At 69.4% G+C, this 22,844-nt stretch carries 15 protein-coding genes and 1 pseudogene; 10 read left to right on the forward strand and 6 right to left on the reverse strand.

All coding sequences use genetic code 11. The features are described from left to right. Window positions 1-3: 3 nt before the first annotated feature. From bcsQ to LPA45_RS22285, 6 genes and pseudogenes are all read left to right on the forward strand, one after another. Window positions 4-801, forward strand: coding sequence for a cellulose biosynthesis protein BcsQ (gene bcsQ / locus LPA45_RS22260; protein ID WP_116319674.1), 798 nt, complete (start codon window positions 4-6; stop codon window positions 799-801). Further along, window positions 801-2,999: a UDP-forming cellulose synthase catalytic subunit gene (gene bcsA / locus LPA45_RS22265; RefSeq protein ID WP_116319675.1), complete on the forward strand. Its 2,199-nt coding sequence runs from the start codon at window positions 801-803 to the stop codon at window positions 2,997-2,999. The genes bcsQ and bcsA overlap by 1 nt, the downstream gene beginning before the upstream one ends. 108 nt (window positions 3,000-3,107) lie before the next feature. Further along, a complete protein-coding gene (bcsB, locus tag LPA45_RS22270; RefSeq protein WP_317921275.1) occupies window positions 3,108-5,432 on the forward strand; it encodes a cellulose biosynthesis cyclic di-GMP-binding regulatory protein BcsB in 2,325 nt (774 codons plus the stop codon). Then, window positions 5,429-6,649, forward strand: coding sequence for a cellulose synthase complex periplasmic endoglucanase BcsZ (bcsZ, locus tag LPA45_RS22275; protein WP_116319677.1), 1,221 nt, complete (start codon window positions 5,429-5,431; stop codon window positions 6,647-6,649). The genes bcsB and bcsZ overlap by 4 nt, the downstream gene beginning before the upstream one ends. After that, window positions 6,634-10,869 carry a cellulose biosynthesis protein BcsC gene (locus LPA45_RS22280; protein WP_116319678.1) on the forward strand — a complete coding sequence of 1,412 codons (4,236 nt, stop codon included), beginning with the start codon at window positions 6,634-6,636 and terminating at the stop codon, window positions 10,867-10,869. Before bcsZ ends, LPA45_RS22280 begins: the two co-directional genes overlap by 16 nt. A gap of 167 nt (window positions 10,870-11,036) precedes the next feature. Next, window positions 11,037-13,073: pseudogene (locus tag LPA45_RS22285) on the forward strand (putative bifunctional diguanylate cyclase/phosphodiesterase); the annotation flags it as partial. Window positions 13,074-13,132: 59 nt separating this feature from the next. On the opposite strand, the gene LPA45_RS22290 reads toward LPA45_RS22285, so the two are convergent. The 5 genes from LPA45_RS22290 to gtdA all read right to left on the reverse strand — a co-directional run bounded on the left by LPA45_RS22290 (window position 13,133) and on the right by gtdA (window position 18,339). After that, window positions 13,133-14,473 (reverse strand): aromatic acid/H+ symport family MFS transporter, encoded by a 1,341-nt coding sequence (locus LPA45_RS22290; protein WP_116319679.1) that lies wholly within the window; start codon window positions 14,471-14,473, stop codon window positions 13,133-13,135. A 109-nt stretch (window positions 14,474-14,582) separates the two neighbouring features. Next, window positions 14,583-15,797, reverse strand: a complete 1,215-nt coding sequence (locus tag LPA45_RS22295) for a 3-hydroxybenzoate 6-monooxygenase (RefSeq protein WP_317921276.1) — start codon at window positions 15,795-15,797, stop codon at window positions 14,583-14,585. A gap of 28 nt (window positions 15,798-15,825) precedes the next feature. Beyond that, window positions 15,826-16,467: a maleylacetoacetate isomerase gene (maiA, locus tag LPA45_RS22300; protein WP_116319681.1), complete on the reverse strand. Its 642-nt coding sequence runs from the start codon at window positions 16,465-16,467 to the stop codon at window positions 15,826-15,828. 35 nt (window positions 16,468-16,502) lie between these two features. Further along, on the reverse strand, window positions 16,503-17,201 hold the full coding sequence (locus tag LPA45_RS22305; protein WP_116319682.1) for a fumarylacetoacetate hydrolase family protein: 699 nt from the start codon (window positions 17,199-17,201) through the stop codon (window positions 16,503-16,505). A gap of 91 nt (window positions 17,202-17,292) precedes the next feature. Then, complete coding sequence (gtdA, locus tag LPA45_RS22310) at window positions 17,293-18,339, reverse strand: gentisate 1,2-dioxygenase (RefSeq protein ID WP_116319683.1); 1,047 nt, start codon at window positions 18,337-18,339, stop codon at window positions 17,293-17,295. A 159-nt stretch (window positions 18,340-18,498) separates the two neighbouring features. Here gtdA and LPA45_RS22315 point away from each other — a divergent pair, with 159 nt between their 5' ends. The 4 genes from LPA45_RS22315 to LPA45_RS22330 all read left to right on the forward strand — a co-directional run bounded on the left by LPA45_RS22315 (window position 18,499) and on the right by LPA45_RS22330 (window position 22,127). Further along, window positions 18,499-19,440, forward strand: coding sequence for a LysR family transcriptional regulator (locus tag LPA45_RS22315; RefSeq protein ID WP_116319684.1), 942 nt, complete (start codon window positions 18,499-18,501; stop codon window positions 19,438-19,440). A 210-nt stretch (window positions 19,441-19,650) separates the two neighbouring features. Beyond that, window positions 19,651-19,839 (forward strand): YjfB family protein, encoded by a 189-nt coding sequence (locus LPA45_RS22320; RefSeq protein ID WP_116319685.1) that lies wholly within the window; start codon window positions 19,651-19,653, stop codon window positions 19,837-19,839. 110 nt (window positions 19,840-19,949) lie between these two features. Next, window positions 19,950-20,855, forward strand: a complete 906-nt coding sequence (locus LPA45_RS22325) for a YihY/virulence factor BrkB family protein (RefSeq protein WP_116319686.1) — start codon at window positions 19,950-19,952, stop codon at window positions 20,853-20,855. A 234-nt stretch (window positions 20,856-21,089) separates the two neighbouring features. Then, on the forward strand, window positions 21,090-22,127 hold the full coding sequence (locus tag LPA45_RS22330) for a substrate-binding domain-containing protein (RefSeq protein ID WP_116319687.1): 1,038 nt from the start codon (window positions 21,090-21,092) through the stop codon (window positions 22,125-22,127). A gap of 8 nt (window positions 22,128-22,135) precedes the next feature. On the opposite strand, the gene LPA45_RS22335 is transcribed toward LPA45_RS22330, so the two are convergent. Beyond that, window positions 22,136-22,843 (reverse strand): sulfite exporter TauE/SafE family protein, encoded by a 708-nt coding sequence (locus LPA45_RS22335; RefSeq protein WP_116319688.1) that lies wholly within the window; start codon window positions 22,841-22,843, stop codon window positions 22,136-22,138. Window position 22,844 lies beyond the last annotated feature (1 nt).

The following is a 22,844-nucleotide window of genomic DNA, read 5'->3' on the forward strand; positions in this document are numbered from 1 at the left end:
TCCGTGAAAATCGTAGCCGTTGTCTCCGCCAAGGGCGGAGTTGGGAAAACGACGTTGTCGGCCACGCTCGCCGATACGCTGGCGCAGGCCGGCAATCGTGTCCTCGCCATCGACCTCGACCCGCAGAATGCGCTGCGCCTGCACTTTGGCATGCCGGTGCAGGACGTCGCCGGCCACGCCCGCGCCACGCTCGCCGGCGAGCGCTGGCTCGAAAGCATCTGGCCGGGCGGGCGCGCACTGGTGATGCCGTTTGGCAGCCTCAACGAGTCCGACCGCGCCACCTTCGAGCAGCACCTGGCCACGCATCCGAACTGGCTGCGCACCCAGCTGGGCGCGCTCGGGCTGGCCGAAGACGACATTGTCGTCATCGACACCCCGCCCGGCCCGTCGCCCTACATGCGGCAGGCACTGTCGTGTGCGCACGTCTGCCTGGTGGTGACGCTTCCGGATGCGGCGTCGTACGCCACCCTGCCGCTGATGGACGACCTGATCCGTACCTACTGCGAGCGCCGCTCCGACTTCCTCGGCCACGCACTGGTCATCAACCAGGTCGACATGGCGCGCCAGCTGAGCAAGGACGTGGTGCAAGTCCTGCGCAACCAGCTGGGCGATCGCGTCCTCGGCGTCATCCACCAGGACCAGGCCGTCCCGGAGGCGCTGGCGCACGACTGCACCGTCGTTGAACGCAGCCCGCACAGCCAGGCCGGGCAGGACATCCGCCGCTGCGCCACCTGGCTGCGCGGCAGGTTGCAGGCCACCCCCCAAGCCACCCCACAAGCCACCCTTCAAGAGCAAGCCTGATGACTTCCCCGAAGCCTTCCAGGCCCGCCAGCGCGCCGGCGTCGCCGAGGAGCGGCCTGGCCCAATGGCTGGCGGACCTGCCGTTCGACAACGTCGCCGGCCGCACGGCGGGGCTGCTGCTCGGCCTGCTGCTGTTCGCGATCGTCGTGACCGTGCCGCTGGACTTCTGGCAGCAGGTCGGCTTTGCCGCGGCCTGCTACCTGATGGCCGTATGGCTTTCCCGGACCAGGGGCCACCTCGCCACGCTGATGATGGTGATCCTGTCGCTGGCCGCCACCAGCCGCTATATGTACTGGCGCTTGACCGAGACCACGGCCTTCGAGTCCTGGGTCGACATGGCCTTCGGTGCCGGGCTGCTGGCGGCCGAGGCCTACGCCTTCGTGGTGCTCGTGCTTGGCTACTTCCAGACCGCATGGCCGCTGCAGCGCAAGCCGCTGCCGATGCCGCGGGACCTGGCGGAGTGGCCGACGGTGGACATCTTCATCCCGACCTACAACGAGCCGCTGTCGGTGGTGAAGCCGACGGTCTTCGCGGCAATGTCGCTCGACTGGCCGCGCGACAAGATCAACGTCTACGTGCTGGACGATGGCCGCCGCGAAGAATTCCGCGCCTTCTGCGAGAAGGTCGGCGTCAGGCACCTGACGCGCGACAATAACCGCCACGCCAAGGCCGGCAACATCAATGCGGCGCTGACGCAGACCAGCGGCGAGTATGTCGCGATCTTCGACTGCGACCACATCCCGACGCGTTCCTTCCTGCAGCTCTGCATGGGCTGGTTCCTGAAGGACCGCAAGCTGGCCATGCTGCAGACGCCGCACTACTTCTTCTCGCCCGACCCGTTCGAGAAGAACCTGCGCACCTTCCAGGACGTGCCCAACGAGGGCGAGCTGTTCTACGGGCTGGTGCAGGACGGCAACGATTTGTGGGACGCCACCTTCTTCTGCGGCTCCTGCGCGATCATCCGGCGCGCGCCGCTGCTGGAGGTTGGCGGCATCGCGGTCGAAACCGTGACCGAGGATGCCCACACCGCGCTGAAGCTGCACCGGCTGAAGTACAGCACCGCCTACCTGGCCATCCCGCAGGCCGCGGGGCTGGCCACGGAAAGCCTGTCCGGCCACGTTGGCCAGCGCATCCGCTGGGCCCGTGGCATGGCGCAGATCTGCCGCATCGACAATCCGCTGCTCGGGCCCGGCTTGTCGCTGCCGCAGCGGCTGTGCTACCTGAACGCGATGCTGCATTTTTTCTACGGGCTGCCGCGGCTGGTGTTCCTGACGGCGCCGCTGGCGTACCTGCTGTTCGGCGCGCACGTCATCAATGCGCAGGCGCTGAGTATCGCCATCTTTGCGCTGCCGCACCTGTTGCACGCGAACATGACGAACTCGCGCATCCAGGGCCGCTTCCGGCATTCGTTCTGGAACGAGGTCTACGAGTCGGTGCTCGCGTGGTACATCATGCGGCCGACGCTGGTCGCCTTTATCAACCCGGCGGCGGGCAAGTTCAACGTGACGCCCAAGGGCGGCGTCATCGAGGAGGCGTACTTCGACTGGATCATCTCGCGCCCCTACCTGGTCCTGCTGGTATTCAACCTGCTGGGCTTCGGCCTGGGCATCTGGCAGCTCGCAGCGGGCAGCCATGGCATGCCCGATGAAGCGATCACGGTGGTCCTGAACCTGTTGTGGACCGCCTACAACCTGATCATCATCGGCGCATCGATCGCGGTGGCAAGCGAGACGCGGCAGGTGCGCGAAGCGCACCGCGTCGCCATGAAGCTGCCCGCGACGCTGCGCTTCGACGACGGCCGCGCCGTGACCTGCGAGACCGTGGACTTTGCCGAGCGCGGCATCGGCATCCGGCTGCCCCAGGGCGTGGTGGCGCGTGTCGGTGAGAGGGTCGGGGTCTCGCTATACCTGCAGAACGCCGAGCATGTGTTCCCGGCCCATGTGGTATTCCAGGGGCAGAACCATACCGGCCTGCGCCTGGAGCAGATGACCCCCGCGCAGGAAATGGCCTTCATCCAGTGCACCTTCTCCCGGGCCGACGCATGGCTCGATTCCTGGGGCGCCAAGCGGCACGACACGCCGCGGCTGGCGCTGGGCCAGATCATGCAGATCGGCCTGCTTGGGTTCCGCAACGTGACCTTCCACCTTGGCCGTGAGCTGCGCAAGCTGATGCGGCGCGGAGAGGCGGCACGCACCTGAAACGCCTGCTCCGCGATCCCCGGCTTTTTGCTTGCAGTGGCTCCGCCCGACCCTGTCGGCCGCATCCGATCCCATACCCAACCTGGCAACAAGGAATTCGCCTGAATCATGACGCCGCCCACTCCGGTCCGCAGCCTGCTCGCCCGTTGCGTCATTCCCCTGCTCGCGGCTAGCGCGTGCGCTGCAGCGCAGGCGCAGCCGCGCGCGCCGCAGGGGGTTGGCGCCGCCCCTGCCACGACATCTGCCACGACCACTGACACGGCTGGTTCCGGCGTTCCCGCTGCCCGCTCTGGCAGCCGCGTCGTGTCGATGACGCTCAAGCAGCTCGGCGCGGATCTTCCATTCCAGCTGCGTGGCGTGGATGGGATCAACGGCGTGCCCTTTTCCGTACGCGCGGACGAGGTCGTCACCGGTGCGCGCCTGAAGCTGCGCTACAGCTACTCCCCCGCTTTGCTGCCGCAGATCTCGCACATCAACGTGCTGGTCAACGGCGAGGTCGCGCAGACCGTGCCCGTGCCGCGCGACACGGCCGGCAGCAACCTGGAGAAGGACCTGACGCTGGAGCCGCGGCTGATCACTGAATTCAACCGGCTCAACCTGCAGCTGATCGGCCACTACACCACCGATTGCGAAGACCCGTTCCATTCGAGCCTGTGGGCCACGGTCAGCAACAGCAGCGTGCTGGAACTCACGGTGACGCCGATGGCGCTGGCCAATGACCTGGCACTGTTGCCGCTGCCTTTCTTCGACCGCCGCGACGTCCGGCGACTGAAGCTGCCGTTCGTGTTCGCCGGCTCGCCATCGCCGGCGGCGCTGGAAGCGGCGGGCGCGGTGTCGTCGTGGTTCGGCGGACTGGCGGGCTACCGCGGCGCCACCTTCCCGGTTTCGCTCAACCAGGTGCCGGCCGGCGGCAACGCCGTCGTGTTCGCCACGCAGCAGGAACGCCCGGCCGGCATCGAGCTGCCGCAGCTCGATGGCCCGACCCTGGCGGTCGTGCCCCATCCCAATGACCCCGGCAGCAAGCTGCTGCTGGTGCTGGGCCGCGACAGCGCCGAATTGAAGACCGCCGCGCGCGCGCTGGTGCTTGGGGCGAAGGCCTTGTCGGGTCCGCGCGCCACCATCACGAGCCTTGAAGCGGTGGCACCGCGCAGGCCTTACGATGCCCCGAACTGGCTGCGCAGCGACCGCCCGGTGCGCTTCGGCGAGCTGATGCCGGTGGAGCAGCTCAACGTATCCGGCTATCAGCCGGACCTGGTGCGCGTGAACTTCCGCGTGCCGCCCGACCTGTTCGGCTGGCGCTCGCGCGGCATCCCGATCGACCTGCGCTATCGCTACACGCCGCGCCCGACGTTGGACAAGTCCACGCTGAACGTCAACGTCAACCGCCAGTTCCTGCGCGCGTACACACTGCGCTCGCTCAAGGACGATCAGGGCAAGGCTTCCGAACTGGTCGCGCGCGTGCTGCCCGACGGCTCGGTGCCGGCACGCCACACGCTGCACCTGCCCCTGTTCATGCTGCCGGCGCAATCGCAGCTGCAGTTCCACTACTACTACGACTACCTGAAGCAAGGCGCCTGCAAGGACGTGCTGGTCGACAACGTGAAGGGCGCCATCGACCCGGATTCGACCATCGACATCTCGGGCCTGCCGCACTTCATCGCCCTGCCCGACCTGGCCGCCTTCGGCAACAGCGGCTTCCCGTTCACGCGGCTGGCCGACCTGTCGGAGACCGCGGTGGTGCTGCCGGCAACGCCATCGGCGGAGGACTATTCGACCTACCTGACGATGATGGGCCGCATGGGCGAGTCGACCGGCTACCCGGCGACCGGCGTCAGGATCGCCGCGCCCGCCGAGGTCCAGCAGGTGGCCGACCGCGACCTGCTGGTGATCGGCACCGCGCAGAGCCAGCCCTTGCTGACGCAATGGGCGGACCAGATGCCGGTGTCGCTGGCCAGCGCGGGCAAGCGCTTCACGCTGACGGGGGTCTATGACACCGTCATGGGCTGGTGGAACGGTGCCGACGGCAATCGCAACCGCCCGGTCGAAGCGAACCTGTCGCTCAACAGCCCCGGCACCGATGCGGCGCTGGCCGGGTTCGAGTCGCCGCTGGCCGCCGGCCGCAGCGTGGTCGCCATCACCAGCAACACGCCGGGCGGCCTGCATGCCGTCACCGATACCCTGCTCGACCCCGAGCGCCTGCCGCGGGTACAGGGCAGCCTGGTGCTGGTGCGCGGCACGTCGGTCGACAGCCTCGCGGCGCAGCAGAACTACCATGTTGGCAAGCTCAATCCCTGGACCTATGTGCACTGGTGGCTGTCGCAGCGGCCGTACGCGATGGCGCTGATGCTGGCGCTGGCCACGCCGCTGCTCGCCGCCGTACTGTTCCTGATGCTGCGCCAGCGCGCCAGGCGCCGCAAGGCAGGCCAGGCATGACCCCGACCGGGCCCGACCCGCGCCGCCGCGCGCTGCTCGGCGCGGGCGCCATCGTCACGCTGGGCGCGGTTGCCGGCGCATTGCCGGCTGTCGCAGCCGCCCCCGCGCGTACCGCCTGCCCGTGGCCGCTCTACGAGCAGTTCCTCAGCCGCTTCATGCAGGCCGACGGGCGCGTCATCGACCCGTCCGTGCGCGAGCAGCACAGCACCTCCGAGGGCCAGTCCTACGCGATGGTGTTCGCGCTGATCGCCAACGACCGCGCCACCTTCGACAAGGCATGGCAATGGAGCGTGGCCAACCTTGGCGGCGGCAATCTCGCCGACAAGCTGCCCGCCTGGCGCTGGGGCAAGCGTGACGACGGCTCATGGGGTGTCCTGGATGCCAACCCGGCCTCGGACGCCGACCTCTGGTACGCGTACGCACTTGCAGAAGCCGCGCGGGCCTGGAAGGCGCCCGCCTATGCGCAGGCCGCGCGCGCGCTGCTGCGCCTGGTCGCGAAGCACGAGGTGGTGACGTTGCCCGGCTTCGGCCCCATGCTGCTGCCCGGCAAGCAGGGCTTTGTCCATGACCAGGCGGAAAACACGCGCGTATGGCGTCTCAACGCCAGCTACCTGCCCGTGCCGCTGCTGCGCCGGCTGGCCGCGTTCGACCCCGCCGGGCCCTGGGGCGCGCTGGCGAACCAGGTGCCCGCGATGGTGCAGGCGGTGGCCCCGCGCGGCATCGTGCCGGACTGGTCCGCATACCAGTCCAGGCCGGGCCAGCCGGCGGGCTGGGGCATCGATCCGGACAAGGGCGATGTCGGCAGCTACGACGCCATCCGTGTCTACCTGTGGGCCGGCATCACGCCCAAAGGCGACGCCGCGTCGCGCCGGCTGATGCAAACGCTCGCCCCGGTCGCGCAGCTGATGCAGGGCCGGCAGGCGCCGCCGGAAAAAATGCGCGCCGCCACCGGTGCGCTTGCAGGCGAAGGCCCGGCCGGCTTCTCGGCCGCGCTGCTGCCTTTCCTGCAGGCTGCCGGCTCGCCGGTGGCGACAGTGCAGCGCGCACGCGCGCAAGGCCTGGCCGACGCCACGGCCAGGGCGACCTATTACGACACCGTTCTGGGCCTGTTCGGACTCGGGCACGCCGACGGTCACTATCACTTCGTCCCGTCGGGACAACTGGAGCTGCGGTGGTTGCAGGGCAAGAGCGGAAACAAGGCATGCGCACGGCAATGAACCGGACTCGCGAGTCCTCCAGCCGGCGCATGCGCAGGCATGCGCTGGTGCTGGCGCTGCTGGCCGGGAGTATCGGGCCCGCCGCGGCGCAGGAAGATCCCGTCAAGGCGCTCGTCGAGCAAGGCAAATACTGGCAGGCGCGCAGCCGGCCGGACCGCGCGGCCGAGGTGTGGCAGAAGCTGCTGCGCCTGAACCCGGCGCAGCCAGACGCACTGTACGGCATGGGCGTTGCCGAGCTGGAGGCGGGGCGGCCGGACTCGGCGCGCACCTACCTGGACCGCCTGCAGAAAGCGGCCCCAAACTCCGCGCTGGCCAGGCAACTGGGCGACCAGATCGCGCGCGGCGGTACCGCCGGCGCCCGGCAACAGGTCGAGCAGGCGCGCCAGCTCGCGCGCAGCGGACAATCCGAGCAGGCCGTCAGGCGCTATGAGGAAGCCGCCGGCGGCAACGTGCCGCAGGGCGGCCTCGCGCTTGAGTACTACCAGACGCTGGGCGGCACCGCGCAGGGCTGGGACGCTGCACGGCAGGGCATGGAGCGCCTGGCGCGCGCCAACCCGGCCGATGCCCGCGCGCAGCTGGCACTGGCGCAGCACCTGACCTACCGCGACAACACGCGCCGCGACGGCATCCGCCAGCTGGAAAGCCTGGCCAGCCGCCCTGACGTTGGCAAGGACGCCACCGAGAGCTGGCGCCGCGCGCTGGGCTGGCTCGGCGAGCGCCCCGCGGACGCCCCGCTCTACCAGGCCTGGCTGGCGGCGCATCCTGACGACGCCGCCATCCGCGCCCGCCTGGAAGCCGCGACGCGGCAGCCTGCCACGGCCCGCCAGCCCGGCGCGGCGGCAACCGACGCCATGCGAGGCATCGTGCAGCAGGGTTTCGCGGCACTGGACGCCGGCGACCTTGCGCGCGCCGGCGAGCGTTTCCAGGGCGCACTCGCGCAGCAGCCTAACGATCCCGATGCGCTCGGCGGCATGGGCGTGCTGCGGCTCAGGCAGGAACAGTTCGCGGAAGCGGCGGACTACTTCGCGCGCGCGTCGCGCCACGGCTCCGGCAGCCGTTACCGCCAGGCCAGCAACAGCGCCAGCTACTGGCTGCTGGTGCAGCGTGCCGCCGCCCAGCGCGACGCGGGCAATGCCACCGAGGCACGCCGCCTGCTGGAGCAGGCGCAACGCATCGAGCCGAACGAGCCCGCCGCGCAGGTGGCACTGGCCGACCTGCAGGCCGACGCGCGGCAATACGCCGCCGCCGAGGCGGGCTACCGCCGCGTGCTGCGCGCGCAGCCCGGCAACGCTGCGGCCACGCGCGGGCTGGTGGAGGTACTCCAGGCACAGAACAAGACCACGGAAGCACTGGGGTTGGTCGAGCGCATGACGCCGGCCCAGCGCGGGCAGCTTGCCCCGCTCGGGCGGCTGCGCGCCGACCAGGCCCGCGCACAGGCCCGCCAGGCCATGCAGCAAGGCGACACGGCCGGCGCGCGCCGCCTGCTTGAAGACGCGATGGCGGCCGACCCGACCAACGCGTGGGTGCGGCTGGAGGTCGCGCGCCTGTACCTCGCGATGGGCATGAAGGACCAGGCGCGCGGCGTCATGGACAACCTGCTGATGTCCGTGCCGGACGACCCCGAAGCGCTCTACGCCAGCGCGCTGGCCGCCGCCGAATCGAATGAATGGCAGCGTGGCCTGGACCTGCTCGAGCGCGTGCCCGCCAACCGGCGCAGCGCCGACATGGGCAAGCTCCAGGGACGCCTGTGGGTCCACGCCGAAGCCGCGCGCGCCAGCGAACTGGCCGCTGCCGGCCAGCAGGCCGCCGCCATCGGCGTGCTGCAGCAGGCCGAGCGCTTTGCCGGACAGGACGCGGAACTGACCGGGGCCATCGCACAGGGCTACGCCGACGCGGGCGACACCGCGCGGGCGCTGTCGCTGATGCGTAATGCGATGCGCCGCGCGGTGGTGCCCGATGTCGGCATGCAGCTCCAGTACGCAGCGGTGCTGCTCAAGGCGCAGCAGGACATGGAGCTGGCCGGCCTGCTGCGCCAGCTCGCCGGCGCCGGAATGACGCCCGAGCAGCGGCGCGGCTACGACGATATCCGCATCGCCTATATCGTCCGGCAGGCCGACGCGCTGACCGCGGCGGGCGATCTCGTCGCCGCCTACGACACCCTCGCCACGGCACTCTCCGAGCGCGGCGGCAACCCGTCGGTGCGGGCCAGCCTGGCGCGCATGTACGCGCAGGCCGGCGAGAACGACAAGGCACTCTCGCTCTATGAAAGCGTGCTGGCCAAGGAACCGGGCAATCTCGACCTGCGGCTGGCCGCCATCGGTACCGCCACGGCCGCCAGGGAATACGGCTGGGCCGAGCGTGCCCTGCAGCCGGCCCTGAAGCAGGCACCCGCTTCTCCGGACGTGCTGACCGCGGCCGGCCGCCTGTACAAGGCACAAGGCAAGAATGCCAGGGCGGCGGAGTACTTCCGCGCCGCGGTCGCGGCCGAAGGCAGCCGCGCGGGTGTAGCCAGCGCCGGTATGCAGCCCGGCGGCGGCTTCGACCGCGTGCCGGCCAATCCCTTCGTCGGGCTGCCGGGACAGCGGCAGGCGTCGACGCTGCCGCCGGCAGGATCGCCCGCGCCGTACCCGCCCGTGCCGGGGATGGCAGTACGGCAGGCCGCCGGCACGGCGCCGGGACAGCCATATATCCCGCAGCCCGCTGGCGCCCCTGCGGTAGCGGCGGCTCAAGCCCCGATGATGGCGCCGGCCTCGTATTACCCTGCGGCTGCCGGTACCGCCAGCGCCGCGGCACGCCCGGCCAAGGCCGGACGCGCGCCGGCCGTCGCGGCGCAGCCGACTGTGCAACCGTATGCGCAGCCCGAAATGGTGGCCACGCAGGCGTACGCGGCACCGCAGGGTCAGCCTGCGCTTGGCGCGCAGTCGCGCCTGCCCTGGCTGGCCGATGCCGACACGCCAGCCGCGCCCGCCGGCCCGAAGACCGCGCTGGAGGAGCTGCGCGAGATCGAGCAGCAACGCACCAGCTCGTTCGCGGGCGGCCCGATGCTGCGCGGCCGCAGCGGCGACTCCGGCATGAGCCAGCTGACCGAACTGCAGGTGGTGGCCGAAGGCAAGGTGCCGGTCGGCGACGGCAAGCTGGTGGCGCGGGTCACCCCGGTTGCGCTCGATGCGGGCACGGTCGGCTCGGACTTCAACAACGGCAGCCGCTTTGGCGCCGGACCGCAGGGCTGGGCCGTGCCCGGCACCAGCCAGAACCTGTTCGGCCAGAACCTGAATGCAACGTCGGCCGGCTCGCAGAGTGCGTTTGGCGTGGCGCTCGGCCTGGCCTACGAGGCCGAGCGCTTCGGCGTGGACATCGGCAGCACGCCGCTCGGCTTCCGCTACACCGATGTCAACGCCGGCGCGCGCCTGAACCTGCCGCTGACGCAGCGGACCACGCTCGGCCTGGCCGCGGCGCGCCGCCCGGTCACCGACAGCCTGCTGTCCTACGCGGGCGCGCGCGACGAGCGCGCTGGCCTGACCTGGGGCGGCGTGATGGCGACCGGCGGCCGCGCCGAACTCGGCTGGAGCGACGGTTCGTTCGGCATCTACGGCTACGGCGGCTACAGCGTGCTGACCGGCCACGATGTCGCGCGCAACAACAAGTGGGAAGGCGGCGGCGGCTTCTACATGAAGCTGGTCGACTCGGACACGCAGCGCTTCACCTCGGGCATCAACTTCACGTCGATGGGCTACAGCGAGAACCTGCGCTATTTCACCTTTGGCCATGGCGGCTACTTCAGCCCGCAGACCTACTTCTCGGTCACCGTGCCGCTGGCGCTGGAGGGACGCAGCGGCCGGCTGTCCTACCATGTGCGGGGCGCTCTGGGCGTGCAGGCGTTCAACGAGGACGACGCCCCGTACTTCCCGACCAATGCCGGCGCCCAGGCCGCGGCCAATGCCGCGGTGGCGCTCGCCAGGGCCAACAACCTGACCAGCCAGACCTCGGCGGTCTATGCCGGCCAGTCCAAGACCGGCCTGGCCTACAACCTGGTGGGGGCCCTGGAGTACCAGGCGGCGCAGCAACTGTACGTCGGGGGCCTGGTCGGCATCGACAATGCGCGCGACTACCGGCAGTGGTACGCCGGCATGTACGTGCGCTACGCGCTGCAGCGCCAGACGGACCCGATCGGCTTCCCGCCTGCGCCGCCCCGGTCAGCGGTCGGGCCGCTGCCGTTCTGAGGAGGGGAACGATACCGAAGATACCGACGATCACGGCGACCACGGTCGCCTGTCGGTGCTGCTTGCGCTCCTTGCGCTGCTGCTTGCGCTGCTGCTTGCGCTGATTGCGCGTAGCATTCCGGTCCGTTGCCGTCGTTCCTGCATTTTCGCCCCCCAAGCTTTCATTCGTGCTCGCCCCTCGCTACGACAATCTTCTTGTGCTCTTCTCCGTGCTGGTGGCGGCGATGGCGTCCTATACGGCGCTGACCCTGGTCAGCCGGCTGGCCAACGCGCGCGGCAGTGCCGCGCAGGTCTGGCTTGCCGCGGGCAGCGTGGTGATGGGACTTGGCATCTGGTCGATGCATTTCATCGGCATGCTCGCACTGCAGCTGCCGATCCCGCTGGGCTATGACCTGCCATTGACCGCGTATTCGCTGCTGATCGCGGTGGCGGCGTCGGGCTTCGCGCTGCGGCTGGTCTGCACGGACACCCTGCCGTGGCGACGGCTGGCGTTGGGCGCAGTGCTGATGGGCGGTGCCGTGGCGGGCATGCACTACACCGGCATGGCCGCGATGCGCATGCACCCCGCCATCGACTATGACCCGCTGCTGGTGGCGCTGTCCATCGTGGTTGCCGTGTCGGCATGCGGCACGGCGCTGTGGATGGCCTTCCAGCTTCGCCACCACGGCCGCCACACCACGCGGCTTCGCCTCGGTGCGGCCGGGCTGATGGGCCTCGCCACCGCTTCCATGCACTATATCGGCATGGCGGCTGCGCGCTTCGCGCCCGGCAGCGTCTGCGGCGCCGCGGACACCGGCCTCGCGGGCGACGAACTGGCGCTGCCGATCCTGGTCATCACCATCTGCGTGCTGGCGATGGCCCTGGTGACGGCAATGCAAGACCTGCGGGTGGAGGCCCGCACCGCTGCGCTGGCCTCCTCGCTGGCGGCGGCGAGACAGGAGCTCGGGTACCTGGCGCTGCACGACAAGCTGACCAAGCTGCCCAACCGCGCGCTGCTGGAAGACCGTTTCGAGCAGGCGCTGCAGGCCGCCGCACGGCATCGCCAGCGCATGGCGGTGCTGTTCATCAACCTGGACGGATTCAAGGGCATCAACGATTCCTTCGGCCATCATGTCGGGGATCACGTGCTTGCCGAAGCCGCTCGGCGCATCGGCGCCAATCTCGGCACCGACGATATCGCCGGCCGGCTCGGCGGCGATGAGATCGTGCTGCTGACCGTGATCGAAGCGCCCGAAGAGGCCAGCGCCCTTGCCATGCGCCTCCTCGACGACCTGCGCGAGCCGCTTCAGGTTGGCGCCAAGTCCCTGCAGATCTCCGCCAGCATCGGCATCGCCATCTATCCGGACGACGGTACCGGGCAGCGCACGCTGCTGCGCAATGCCGACGCGGCGATGCATCACGCCAAGGCATCGGGCCGCGACAGCTGCTGCTTCTTCACGCATGCCATGAACAACGATGCGCAGGCGCGGCTGGAGCTGGCACAGGACCTGCGCCTGGCACTGACGCGCAACGAATTCGAGCTGCACTACCAGCCGAAGATCGCGGCATCCGACGGCAGCGTGCTGGGCGCCGAGGCGCTCTTGCGCTGGCGCCATCCCAGGCGTGGCCTGCTGATGCCCGATCAGTTCATCGGGCTGGCGGAGAAGAGCGGCCTGATCCTGCAGATCGGCGCGTGGGCGCTGGACGAGGCTTGCGCCCAGCTTGCCCGCTGGCATGCCGCGGGACGCAGCCAGTGGACCATCGCCGTGAACCTGAGCGCCGTCCAGTTCGGCCACCCTTCGCTGATCGACACGGTGCACGCCGCGATCGAGAAGCACCGGCTCGACCCGCGCGCCCTGACCGTCGAAGTCACGGAGTCGACGGCGATGCGCGACATGGAGAGCAGCCTGGCGATCCTGCGCCAGCTCGACGAGATGGGCGTGCGCATCGCCATCGACGACTTCGGCACGGGACACTCCAGCCTGCTCTATCTCAAACGCATGCCGGCCAAGGAACTGAAGATCGACCGCGACTTCGTGCGGGACCTTGCGCGCGACAGCGGCGACGCCGCCATTGTTGCCGCCATCATCGCGCTTGGCCGCACCCTCAACCTGACCATCGTCGCCGAGGGCATAGAGACCGCCGCGCAGCAGGCCACCCTGACCAGGCTCGGCTGCGATGTCCTGCAGGGCTACCTGATCGGCGGGCCGGTCCCGGCCGAGGCGTTCCCGGCCCCCGGTCCTGCGCGGCCATGTAGCCACGACCACCCCGGTCGAAGCCCAGGTCAGACCGCCAGCCTCTCCACCGTCCTCTCCCGCCTGACCACGCCCAGCGAGAACATCGACATCCCGGCAACCAATGCCGGCACCCCGATCAGCACGAACAGCGCCGGCATCCCCACTCCCAACGACAACATCGTCGCACCGCCCACGGACCCAACCACCGAGCCCATGCGCCCCACCCCATTGGCCCAGCTCACGCCGGTGGCGCGGCAGTCCGTCGGATAGAAGCTGGCCGACAGCGCATTGGCCCCCACCTGCGATCCGGAAATGCAGAACCCCGCCAGGAACACCGCAAACCCCGCGGCGACCGGTTCAGATGCAAAGCTGCCAACCGCCGCGATGCACACCGCCGCCAGCGAATAGCTGGAAGCCAGCACATAGTGCGGATTGATCCGGTCCATCAGCCAGCCCAGCGCGATGGCGCCCACCGTGCCGCCGACCTGGAACATGGTCGTCACCAGCGCAGCCGTGCGCAGCGAATGCCCGGTGCTGCGCAGCAGCGTCGGCAGCCAGCTCGACAGCAGGTAGATCACCAGCAGGCTCATGAAGAACGTCAGCCAGAACAGCAGCGTGCCACGCAGCAGCTCGGGGCGGAACAGGTGCCGCACCGGCGAGGTGGTGACCCGCTGCCCGCCCACCGCGAAGCTGGCATTGCGCAGGTCTTCATGCGGGGCGATCTTCTGCAGCGTGGCGACGATGCGCTCGCGAGACTTGCCGGTCATCACCAGGTGGCGCACCGATTCCGGCAGCATCCAGACCAGCGCCACCGCCAGCAGCAGCGGCAGCACGCCGCCGGCCACCAGCACCGAGCGCCAGCCGAAGGCGTCGATCAGCCCGGCCGAGGCCAGGCCGCCGAAGGCGGAGCCCAGCGTGAAGCCGCAGAACATGGTGGTGACCAGGAAAGAGCGGCGCTTGTCCGGGCAGAACTCCGAGGTCAGCGTGATCGCGTTGGGCATGGCGCCGCCCAGGCCCAGCCCGGTCAGGAAGCGCAGCAGCACCAGCGTCCACAGGTCATTCGACCAAGCAGAAGCCAGGCTGGCCGCGCCGAAGAACAGCACCGACAGCACCAGCACGCCCTTGCGGCCAAAGCGGTCGGCCAGCGGGCCGAACAGGAAGGCGCCGGCCATCAGGCCGCCGAGCCCGGCGCCGAACAGCGGCGCCAGCTGTGCCGGCGTCAATTGCCATTCGGCGCGGATGGCGGGCGCGATAAAGCCGATCGCGGCGGTATCGAAGCCGTCGACGGCGACGATCAGGAAGCACAGTACGACGATGGTCACCTGGAACGCCGACAGCGGCTGGCGGTCGATGAACGCGGTGACGTCAAGCGGTTGGCTGGCAGGCATGGTGTCTCCTCCTTGATGCCAGGATTAGGGGCGTGCGAGGGCCCGGCGGCGGCATGGGCCGCCGGATTGCTATCGGGTCATTGCGGGGAAAAGCGCCGCGCTCAGCGGCTTACAGCCACGGCGTGGGGCTCAGGCAGTTCTCCGCGCGCCAGCCGTGCAGCCACCGCAGCGCGTCGTAGAACTGGGACTGGCTGCGACCGGTCCACAGGCTGTTGCGCACCAGGCGATCGACGCCCTTGGCGTGGTAGACACGCCCCATGTCGCGCGCGGCGTAAAGCACGCGCGCGGTGCGGGGGATGCGGGCCTGCTCGTACAACTTGAAGGCCGTAGCGTAGTCGCCATCCGCCGCTTTCACCGCCGCGCCCAGCGTCACGGCATCTTCCAGCGCCTGGCAGGCGCCCTGCGCAACGTACTGCGTCATCGGATGCGCGGCATCGCCGAGGATGGTGGCGCGGCCGAAGCTCCAGCGCTCGACCGGGTCGCGGTCGGCGGTGGCCCAGCGCTTCCACGAGTTCGGCCGGTCCAGCATCTGGTGCGGCAGCGGGTGGATGCCCTCGAAATACGACAGCACTTCTTCCTTGCTGCCGTCGCGCACACCCCAGGTTTCCTGTTCGCGGCTGTGGAAGGTCACCACCAGGTTGTACTGCTGGCCGCCACGCAGCGGGTAATGCACCAGGTGGCAGTGCGGGCCGGCCCACACCACCGGGGCGTTGACCTGCAGGTCCCGGGGCATGTTGGCCACGTCGACCACGGCGCGGTAGACCACGTGGCCGGTCACGCGTGCCTCGTCGCCGATCAGCGCCTGGCGGATCGCGGACTTGACGCCGTCGCAGCCGATCACCGCGTCGCCGCGGTGGTGTTCGCCGTGCTGGTCGATCACGGTCACGCCGTGGTCGTCCTGCAGCAGTTGCTCCACGCGGGTGCTGGTGCGGAAGGTGATCAGCGGATGATCCTGCACCGCCTCCAGGATCGACAGGTGGATGTCGGCGCGATGGATCACCGCATACGGGTTGCCGAAGCGCTCGCGGTACGCCTGCCCGACATCGACTTGCGCGATGACGCGGGTGTCGATGGCGTCGCGCAGGCTGAGGTAATCGGTAAAGACCGCGCGGCCGCGCGCGGCCTCGCCCACGCCCAGCGCATCCAGCGCGGCAAAGGCATTGGCGGCCAGCTGGATGCCGGCACCGATCTCGCCGATCTGCTCGGCCTGTTCCAGCAGTTCGATGCGGATGCCCTGGCGTGCCAGCGCCAGCGCCGCGGCCAGGCCGCCGATGCCGCCGCCGATGATAAGGACCTTGCCGGTCGCGTTGTTGGTGCTGCTCATGCTTGTCTCCTGGCCTGCGCCGCTGGCGTCAGGCGATGAAATCTGGCTGGCGTGTCGGCGCCGCCTGGGCGAAGGCCGGATGCTCGCTGGCGTGGGCATAGGCCGCCATGGCACGCGGGTACGCGCTGAGGTCGCAGCCCATCCGCAGCGCGTTGGCTACCTGCGGAACCAGCGCGACATCGGCCAGCGTGGGCGCGTTGCCGAAGCACCACTTGCCATGGCCGTGGCGCGCGAGCAGCCGCTCGACACCGGCCATGCCTTCGTCGATCCAGTGCCGGTACCAGGCGTCCTTCTGCTCGGGCGTGGCCTTCAGTACGTCTTGCAGGTAGCGCAGCACGCGCAGGTTGTTGACCGGGTGGATATCGCAGCCGATCAGCATCGACAGCTCCAGCACGCGCGCGCGCTGCCCGGGGTCTTGCGGCAGCAGGCACGGCTCGGGATGGCGCGCGTCCAGGTAGTCGATGATCGCGAACGACTGCCCCAGCGTGAAGTCGCCATCGACCAGCGCGGGCACGGAAGCGGACGGGTTGATGCCGTCGACGTATTCGGCTTCGCGGTGCTGGCCGGTGCGGATATTGACGCCCAGGTAGTCATACGGCAGGCCCTTGAGGGCCAGCGCGATACGCACGCGGTAGGAGGTCGAGCTGTTGAAGAAGCTGTAGAGCTGCATGGTCGGATTGCCTGTGTGCTGTGCCTGGCGCGGGGTCAGACCACGCGCACGGTCAGTTCGCCCAGCCCGTCGACGCCGGTGACCATGGTGTCGCCGGCCTTGACCGCGCCCACGCCTTCGGGCGTGCCGGTGAAAATGACGTCGCCCGGTTCCAGGCGGAAAAACTGCGACAGGTAGGCCACGGTCTCGGCCACCGACCAGATCAGGTGTGCCACGGTGCTGCGTTGTTTGGTTTCACCGTTGACCGTCAGCCAGAGGCCGGCCTGCTGCGGGTGGCCGATATCGCTGGCACGGTGGATCGGGCCGACCGGCGCCGAGGCGTCGAAGGCCTTGCCGATTTCCCACGGGCGGCCCATCTCGCGCATCTTCATCTGCAGGTCGCGGCGGGTCATGTCGAGGCCGACGGCATAGCCCCAGACGTGCTCCAGCGCCTGCTCCACCGGGATGTCGGAACCGCCCTTGCCGACCACGGCCACCAGCTCGGCCTCGTAGTGGTAGTTCTGCGTCTGCGCCGGGTATGGCAGGTCGAGCGTGGTGCCGGCCTGCACCGGGACGATGGCGTCGGCCGGCTTGCAGAAGAAGAACGGCGGCTCGCGGTCGGGATCGAAGCCCATTTCACGGGCGTGGGCGGCGTAGTTGCGGCCCACGCAGTAGACGCGGCGCACGGCGAACTGGTCATCGCTGCCGGCAACGGGGATGGCTACGGTGGCGGGGGGCGTGAAGACGTAGGACATGGTCAAGGCTTCCAAGGATTTGTCAGGTGAGCGCCGGCCCGGCGGTGCCGGCCGGCACCGCGCGCGGCGGCTGTGGTCAGGGTTGGCGGGCTCAGGTGCGCGATTCGCGCAGCAGGTTCAGCGCGGACAGTACCGGCCGGTCGGAATAGCTGAACAGCACGGCGTCTTCCAGCGCGCCGAGCTGCACCGGCGCCCATGACGGCGCCACGAACACATCGCGCGGCTCGAACTGGAACTGTGCATCGCCGATGCGCACCGTGCCGCGCCCTTCCACCACGCTGTACACGGTGGCGTCGGTGCTGCGGTAGGTCTTGCCCTGGAAACCCGCGGGCAGGTACTGCATGAAGGTGGCGATGGTCGGCATCGGCCAGCCGCCGGTGGCCGGGTTGACGTAGCGCAGCTTGACGCCATCCCAGGGATCGAGCTCGCCGTTGCGGTAGAGCTGGTCCAGCGCCTCGCGCGACCGCGCGTACGGGTAGCTGAAGACCGGCGAAGTGGGATCAATCACGCGGTGCCGCACCGGCACCATGTTGTGGCCGAAGCGGGCAAAGCTGTCGCCTTCGGCGCGGGTCACGGGCTGCTGCGACTCGGGGTAGTTCTCGGCAAAGCCGGCGTCGAACTGCTGCACCAGCGGGATGTCCAGTCCGTCGAGCCACACCACCGGCTCGCCGCCGTCTTCCACGCCGGGGTTGCCATGGTCATGCCAGGTCCACGACGGAGTGATGATGAAATCGCCGGGATGCATGGTGGTGCGTTCGCCGTTGACGGCGGTCCAGGCGCCCTTGCCTTCGACGATAAAGCGCAGCGCCGATTGCGTATGACGGTGACTGGGGGCGATCTCGCCGGGCAGGATCAGCTGCAGGCCGGCATACAGCGTTGAGGTAATGCTGGACTTGCCAGGGATGCCGGGGTTCTCCAGCACCAGCACGCGGCGCACCGCTTCCTCGGCGCTGATGACGCCGCCGGCCTGCATCACCAGCGGGCGGATCTGCGCGTACTTCCAGATGGCGGGAACAATCTGCGGCCGCGGCTGTGGCGGCACCAGGGCGTGCAGCGACTCCCACAACGGGGTCATGTGGCTGCGGCCGATTTCTTCGTAGTAGGCCACGCGGGCCGGGTCTGGGGTGTGCTCGGACATGCTGTCTCCGTAACTTCGTACAGGGCGTTTTGAGAGCGCTTTTGGGTGGGTGCCTGGATGACTGCGCACCGTCTGTGTTGTCGTTATACGCCGCGCCCTATAAGATTTGAAATGAACTTTTCATCTTATCGATACTATTTACCGTATAGGTCACTCACCATGGACTGGACCCAGAGACTGCGCCTGCGCAACCTGCAGATGCTGCTGAGCCTGGCCGAGACCGGCAACATGAGCCAGTCCGCCGCCATGCTGAACACCACCCAGCCCGGGCTTTCCAAGTGGCTGAAAGACCTGGAGGACGATATCGGCCTGCCGCTGTTCGAGCGCCAGGCGCGCGGCCTGCGGCCCACGCCCTACGGCGAGTCGCTGATCGAGCACGCGCGCCGGATCGAGGCGCAACTCGACACCGCCCGCGACGACCTGCAGGCCATGCGCGACGGCGGCAGCGGGCTGGTAGTGGTGGGCACCTCGGGCGCCTCGGCGGCGGACACGGTGCCGCTGGCCGCGCTGCAATTGCTGCAGCAGATGCCCCGCGCCAGTGTGCGGCTGCTGGAAACCACCATGGACCGGCTGATGGGGCAGCTCGCGCGCAGCGAGCTGGATATTGTGGTGGGCCGTTCTGCGCCGGAGTTGCAGGACGCGCAGATGCGCACCGAATCGCTCTACATGGAGCCGATCCACTTCGTCGCCCGGCCGCGGCACCCGCTGCTACAGGGCGGCAAGGTTGCCTGGGACGACCTGTACCGCCACCGCTGGGTGGTCTGGCCACGCGGCACGCCGATCCGCAACGCGCTGGAAGGCGCGCTGGCCAGCGCCGGGCGCGCGCTGCCGGCGGACTGCGTGGAAAGCAACTCTACCGTGCTGAACCTGACCCTGTTCAACAACAGCGACATGGTCGGGCTGGCCTCGCACCGTACCGCACGCCGGCTGGAAGAACTTGGGGCACTGCGCATCGTGCCGCTGCGGCTGGCGGGGTTCGGCTCGGTGTCGATGTACTGGCGCGCGGACGGCGAATCGCGCGCGGCGGTGGCAGCGATGCTGGGTTGTTTGCGGCGGGCGGCCGGGGCGCCGCAGGCGCCGGCGGAGGCGCCGCTGGCGTAGCGAGTGGCAGGCATGGGCGACTGTCGCGGGGCAGCCTGAAAGCTACGCCGGAAAGTGATCGATGAAGGGCAGGAGCTGTGATATTCGGTCGTGCCGGAAGCATTCAAGAACAGGCGCCACCCTCAAGGTTGAACGGCCGGGGCCGTCATTGGGTGTTGGCGGCAGTTCCGTTCCGCCGTCCCTCCCAACCTTCACCAAGGAATCCTCTTCATGGAAATTTCCAATGTCACCGCCGGCCTGGCTGGCGATCCGGGCGCCGATGCGGTGGGCCTGCTGATGCTGCGCAAGTCGCTGGACATGCAGGCACAAGGCGTGGCTGCACTGCTGCAGGCCATGCCCCAGCCGGTTGCGGCCAGCAATCCGCCGCATCTGGGCCAGACCATCGACATCAAGATCTGATTTTCGCGCGGCGCAAGCCGTCGCGGCGCGGGCGCTGCCGGCACCTCGGGCCGGACACATGGGCGCCCGCCGACGCATAATGTCGGCACCTGCACTCTCCGGTGCCCCCCATGCAGCTTCTCGACGCCCGCGTCCGCGACCTGCTCCGTCATCCGGGGCGCTTCCTGTGGCGCACGCTGCTCCAGTTTCGCGCCAACCAGGGCCTGCTGCTTGCCGGCGCGGTTGCGTATTACGCGCTGCTGTCCATCGTGCCGTTGCTGATCCTGATGGTCATCGCGCTGTCGCATGTGATCGACCCACGGCTGTTGCTGTCGACGCTGGCGCGCTACCTGGAGTGGGTGGTGCCGGGACAGTCCAGGGCGCTGGTGCCCGAGCTGGCGTCGTTCCTGCGCAGCCGCGCCACGGTCGGCTGGGTCTTGCTGGGCACGATGCTGTTTTTCAGCTCGCTGGCGTTTACCGTGCTGGAAAACGCCATGTCGGTGATCTTCGTCCATCGGGTGGCGATCCGGCGCCGGCATTTCCTGATCTCGGCGGTGCTGCCTTACTGCTATATCGCGGTGCTGAGTGTAGGGCTGCTGCTGGTGACATTGGTCTCGGGCGGGCTGATCGCCATCGGCGAACGTCACGTGGAAGTGCTGGGCCATGACTGGTCGCTCGACCGGCTTTCCACCACCCTCCTATACCTGCTCGGCTTCCTGGGCGAGATCCTGCTGCTGACGTCGATCTACATGGTGATGCCGGTGGGCCGGCTGTCGCTGCGCCATGCCCTGTGCGGCGCTGTGCTCGCCGCGGTGCTGTGGGAGATCTCGCGCCATGTGCTGGTGTGGTACTTCACCACGCTGTCGCAGGTGGGACGGGTCTATGGCTCGCTGACCACCGCGATCGTGGTGCTGCTGAGCCTGGAGATCGCGGCGACACTCTTGTTGCTCGGGGCGCAGGTGATCGCCGAATTCGAGCGCAGCGGCTGGGAGCAACCGCCTTCTTCGGATGCCCCCACCGGCGAGTTCCATACCTGAGGCCTGCTGTCTCAGGCCAGTGCAGACTCCATGCGGGCGGAAATGGCATCCGCTCCCGCGGCGTCGAAGGCGCCGATTGTTCGGCGTGCTGTCGCCGGCGCTCGACACGCTCTACGCATTCACGCGCGAGCATTGGAAGGAATTGTCGTCGGCGCCAACCGGGCAAGGCGCGCGCCGCTGACCTGCCCATGTCCGCTGATGTATGCTCCGGCTGATTCCCAGCTCAAACCCGGCATGACCGATTCCACGCCAGACCGCCCCCGCCGCCTCACCATCCACGACGTTGCCCGCGCCGCCGGCGTGTCGCTGACCACGGTCTCGCACGCGCTGAACGACCGCGGCGTGCTGGACCCGGCCACGCGCGCGCGCGTCAAGCGCATCGCGGCGGAACTGGGCTACCGGCCCAGCGTGCGTGCGCAGCGGCTGCAGTCGGGCCGCGCCAACTGCATCGCGCTGCTGTCGTCGATGCCGTTCGCGGTGGCGGGCGGGACGTCGCGGCTGGGGTTTATGATGGAAGTGGCGGCGATCGCGGCCGAAGCGGCAATGGGGCGCGGGCTTGGCGTGGTGCTGGTGCCGCCGCTGGAAGGCGCGGGCGGATTGCTCGATACGCTCGATATCGACGGCGCCATCGTGATCGAGCCGATTGCCGGCGACCCGCATATCGCACGGCTGCGCGAGCGCGGCGTCAGCATCGTGTCGATCGGGCGCGAGCCGCTGACCGAGACGCCGGTGCCTTGCGTCGACCTGCAATCCGCCGAAACCGCGCGCCTGCTGCTGGAACACCTGCATGGACATGGCCGCCGGCATATCGGCCTGATGATCGGCGCCGCGCCGCGGCAGTCATATGTGGAAACCGAGCGCGCCTATCGCGAATTCACGCAGGCGGCCGGCCTGCCCTGCCACATCGCCAAGGCGCCCGAGGAACGCGGCGAAGCCGGCGGTGCCGATGCCTGCGCGCAGCTGCTGGCGCAGATGCCGCAGCTCGATGCGCTGTGCGCGCCGGTCGATGCGTTTGCGGTGGGCGCGATGGCCCACCTGCAAAGCCTGGGCAAGCGCGTGCCCGACGACGTGCTGCTGGCCACCCGTTACGACGGCATCCGCGCCCGCGGCGCGCAGCCGCCGATCACCGCGGTCAACCTGCATCTGGAGCGGGTGGCGTCGCTGGCGGTAGAGTTGTTGTTCGCCCACCTCTCCGGCGATCGCAGCCACACGGTGATCGCCGGGCCCGCACCCGAACTGGTGGTGCGGGCCTCGTCGACGCCAGCCGCATAGCCCCTGGCCTAGCCGCGCAGCAGCACCACCGCACCCGACACCAGCGCGAACACCAGCACGCCGATGCGCAGCATGCGCTGGTTGATGCGCCGGTGCACCAGATGGCTGGCCACCATGCCCACGCCCAGCACCGGCAACAGGCCGGCGGCGTAGAACACCTGCTCCATGCCGAGCTTGCCGCTCAGCGCCAGCACCACCAGCGAAATCACTTCGCCGACCAGGAAGCACAGCGCCACGGTCGCGCGCAGCGTTGCCACCGGCGCGTGCTGGTAGGCCAGCGCCAGCGGCGGGCCGCCCACGCCGGTGGCGGTCTCGGTGACGCCGGTGATCAGCCCGGTCGAGGCAAACGTCAGCCGCCCCGGCGTAAAGGCCGGCGCCAGCAATGAGGCCAGCGCGGCCGCAATGGTGCTGCCGCCGACCAGCGCATTGAGCCACGCCATCGGCATCGCCACCAGCACCCACAGCCCGCCGAAGGTGCCCGCCAGCCGCCCGGCGCTGATCCAGCCCGCGCCGCGCAGGTCAATGGCGTGGCGCTCGCGCCAGGCTACATAGGCATTGAGCGGCAGCATCGCCAGCAGCAACGCGCCCGGCAGCATCGCCGGCGCGGCCAGCGCCAGCACCGGCACCACGATCAGCGCGAAGCCCATGCCGGTCGCGCCCTGGATCAGCGCGCCGGTGAAGACCGCCACGCCGACACTGAACCACGTCATGTCCATC

This window comes from Cupriavidus sp. Agwp_2 (genome assembly GCF_040784895.1).
Classification (GTDB): domain Bacteria; phylum Pseudomonadota; class Gammaproteobacteria; order Burkholderiales; family Burkholderiaceae; genus Cupriavidus.

Excerpts from the sequence above, each read along its gene's own strand:
- bcsA (WP_116319675.1), top strand. The coding sequence starts at position 801 with ATGACTTCCCCGAAGCCTTCCAGGCCCGCCAGCGCGCCGGCGTCGCCG.
- bcsB (WP_317921275.1), top strand. The coding sequence starts at position 3,108 with ATGACGCCGCCCACTCCGGTCCGCAGCCTGCTCGCCCGTTGCGTCATT.
- bcsZ (WP_116319677.1), top strand. The coding sequence starts at position 5,429 with ATGACCCCGACCGGGCCCGACCCGCGCCGCCGCGCGCTGCTCGGCGCG.
- LPA45_RS22280 (WP_116319678.1), top strand. The coding sequence starts at position 6,634 with ATGCGCACGGCAATGAACCGGACTCGCGAGTCCTCCAGCCGGCGCATG.
- LPA45_RS22290 (WP_116319679.1), bottom strand. The coding sequence starts at position 14,473 with ATGCCTGCCAGCCAACCGCTTGACGTCACCGCGTTCATCGACCGCCAG.
- LPA45_RS22295 (WP_317921276.1), bottom strand. The coding sequence starts at position 15,797 with ATGAGCAGCACCAACAACGCGACCGGCAAGGTCCTTATCATCGGCGGC.
- maiA (WP_116319681.1), bottom strand. The coding sequence starts at position 16,467 with ATGCAGCTCTACAGCTTCTTCAACAGCTCGACCTCCTACCGCGTGCGT.
- LPA45_RS22305 (WP_116319682.1), bottom strand. The coding sequence starts at position 17,201 with ATGTCCTACGTCTTCACGCCCCCCGCCACCGTAGCCATCCCCGTTGCC.
- gtdA (WP_116319683.1), bottom strand. The coding sequence starts at position 18,339 with ATGTCCGAGCACACCCCAGACCCGGCCCGCGTGGCCTACTACGAAGAA.
- LPA45_RS22315 (WP_116319684.1), top strand. The coding sequence starts at position 18,499 with ATGGACTGGACCCAGAGACTGCGCCTGCGCAACCTGCAGATGCTGCTG.
- LPA45_RS22320 (WP_116319685.1), top strand. The coding sequence starts at position 19,651 with ATGGAAATTTCCAATGTCACCGCCGGCCTGGCTGGCGATCCGGGCGCC.
- LPA45_RS22325 (WP_116319686.1), top strand. The coding sequence starts at position 19,950 with ATGCAGCTTCTCGACGCCCGCGTCCGCGACCTGCTCCGTCATCCGGGG.
- LPA45_RS22330 (WP_116319687.1), top strand. The coding sequence starts at position 21,090 with ATGACCGATTCCACGCCAGACCGCCCCCGCCGCCTCACCATCCACGAC.
- LPA45_RS22335 (WP_116319688.1), bottom strand. The coding sequence starts at position 22,843 with ATGGACATGACGTGGTTCAGTGTCGGCGTGGCGGTCTTCACCGGCGCG.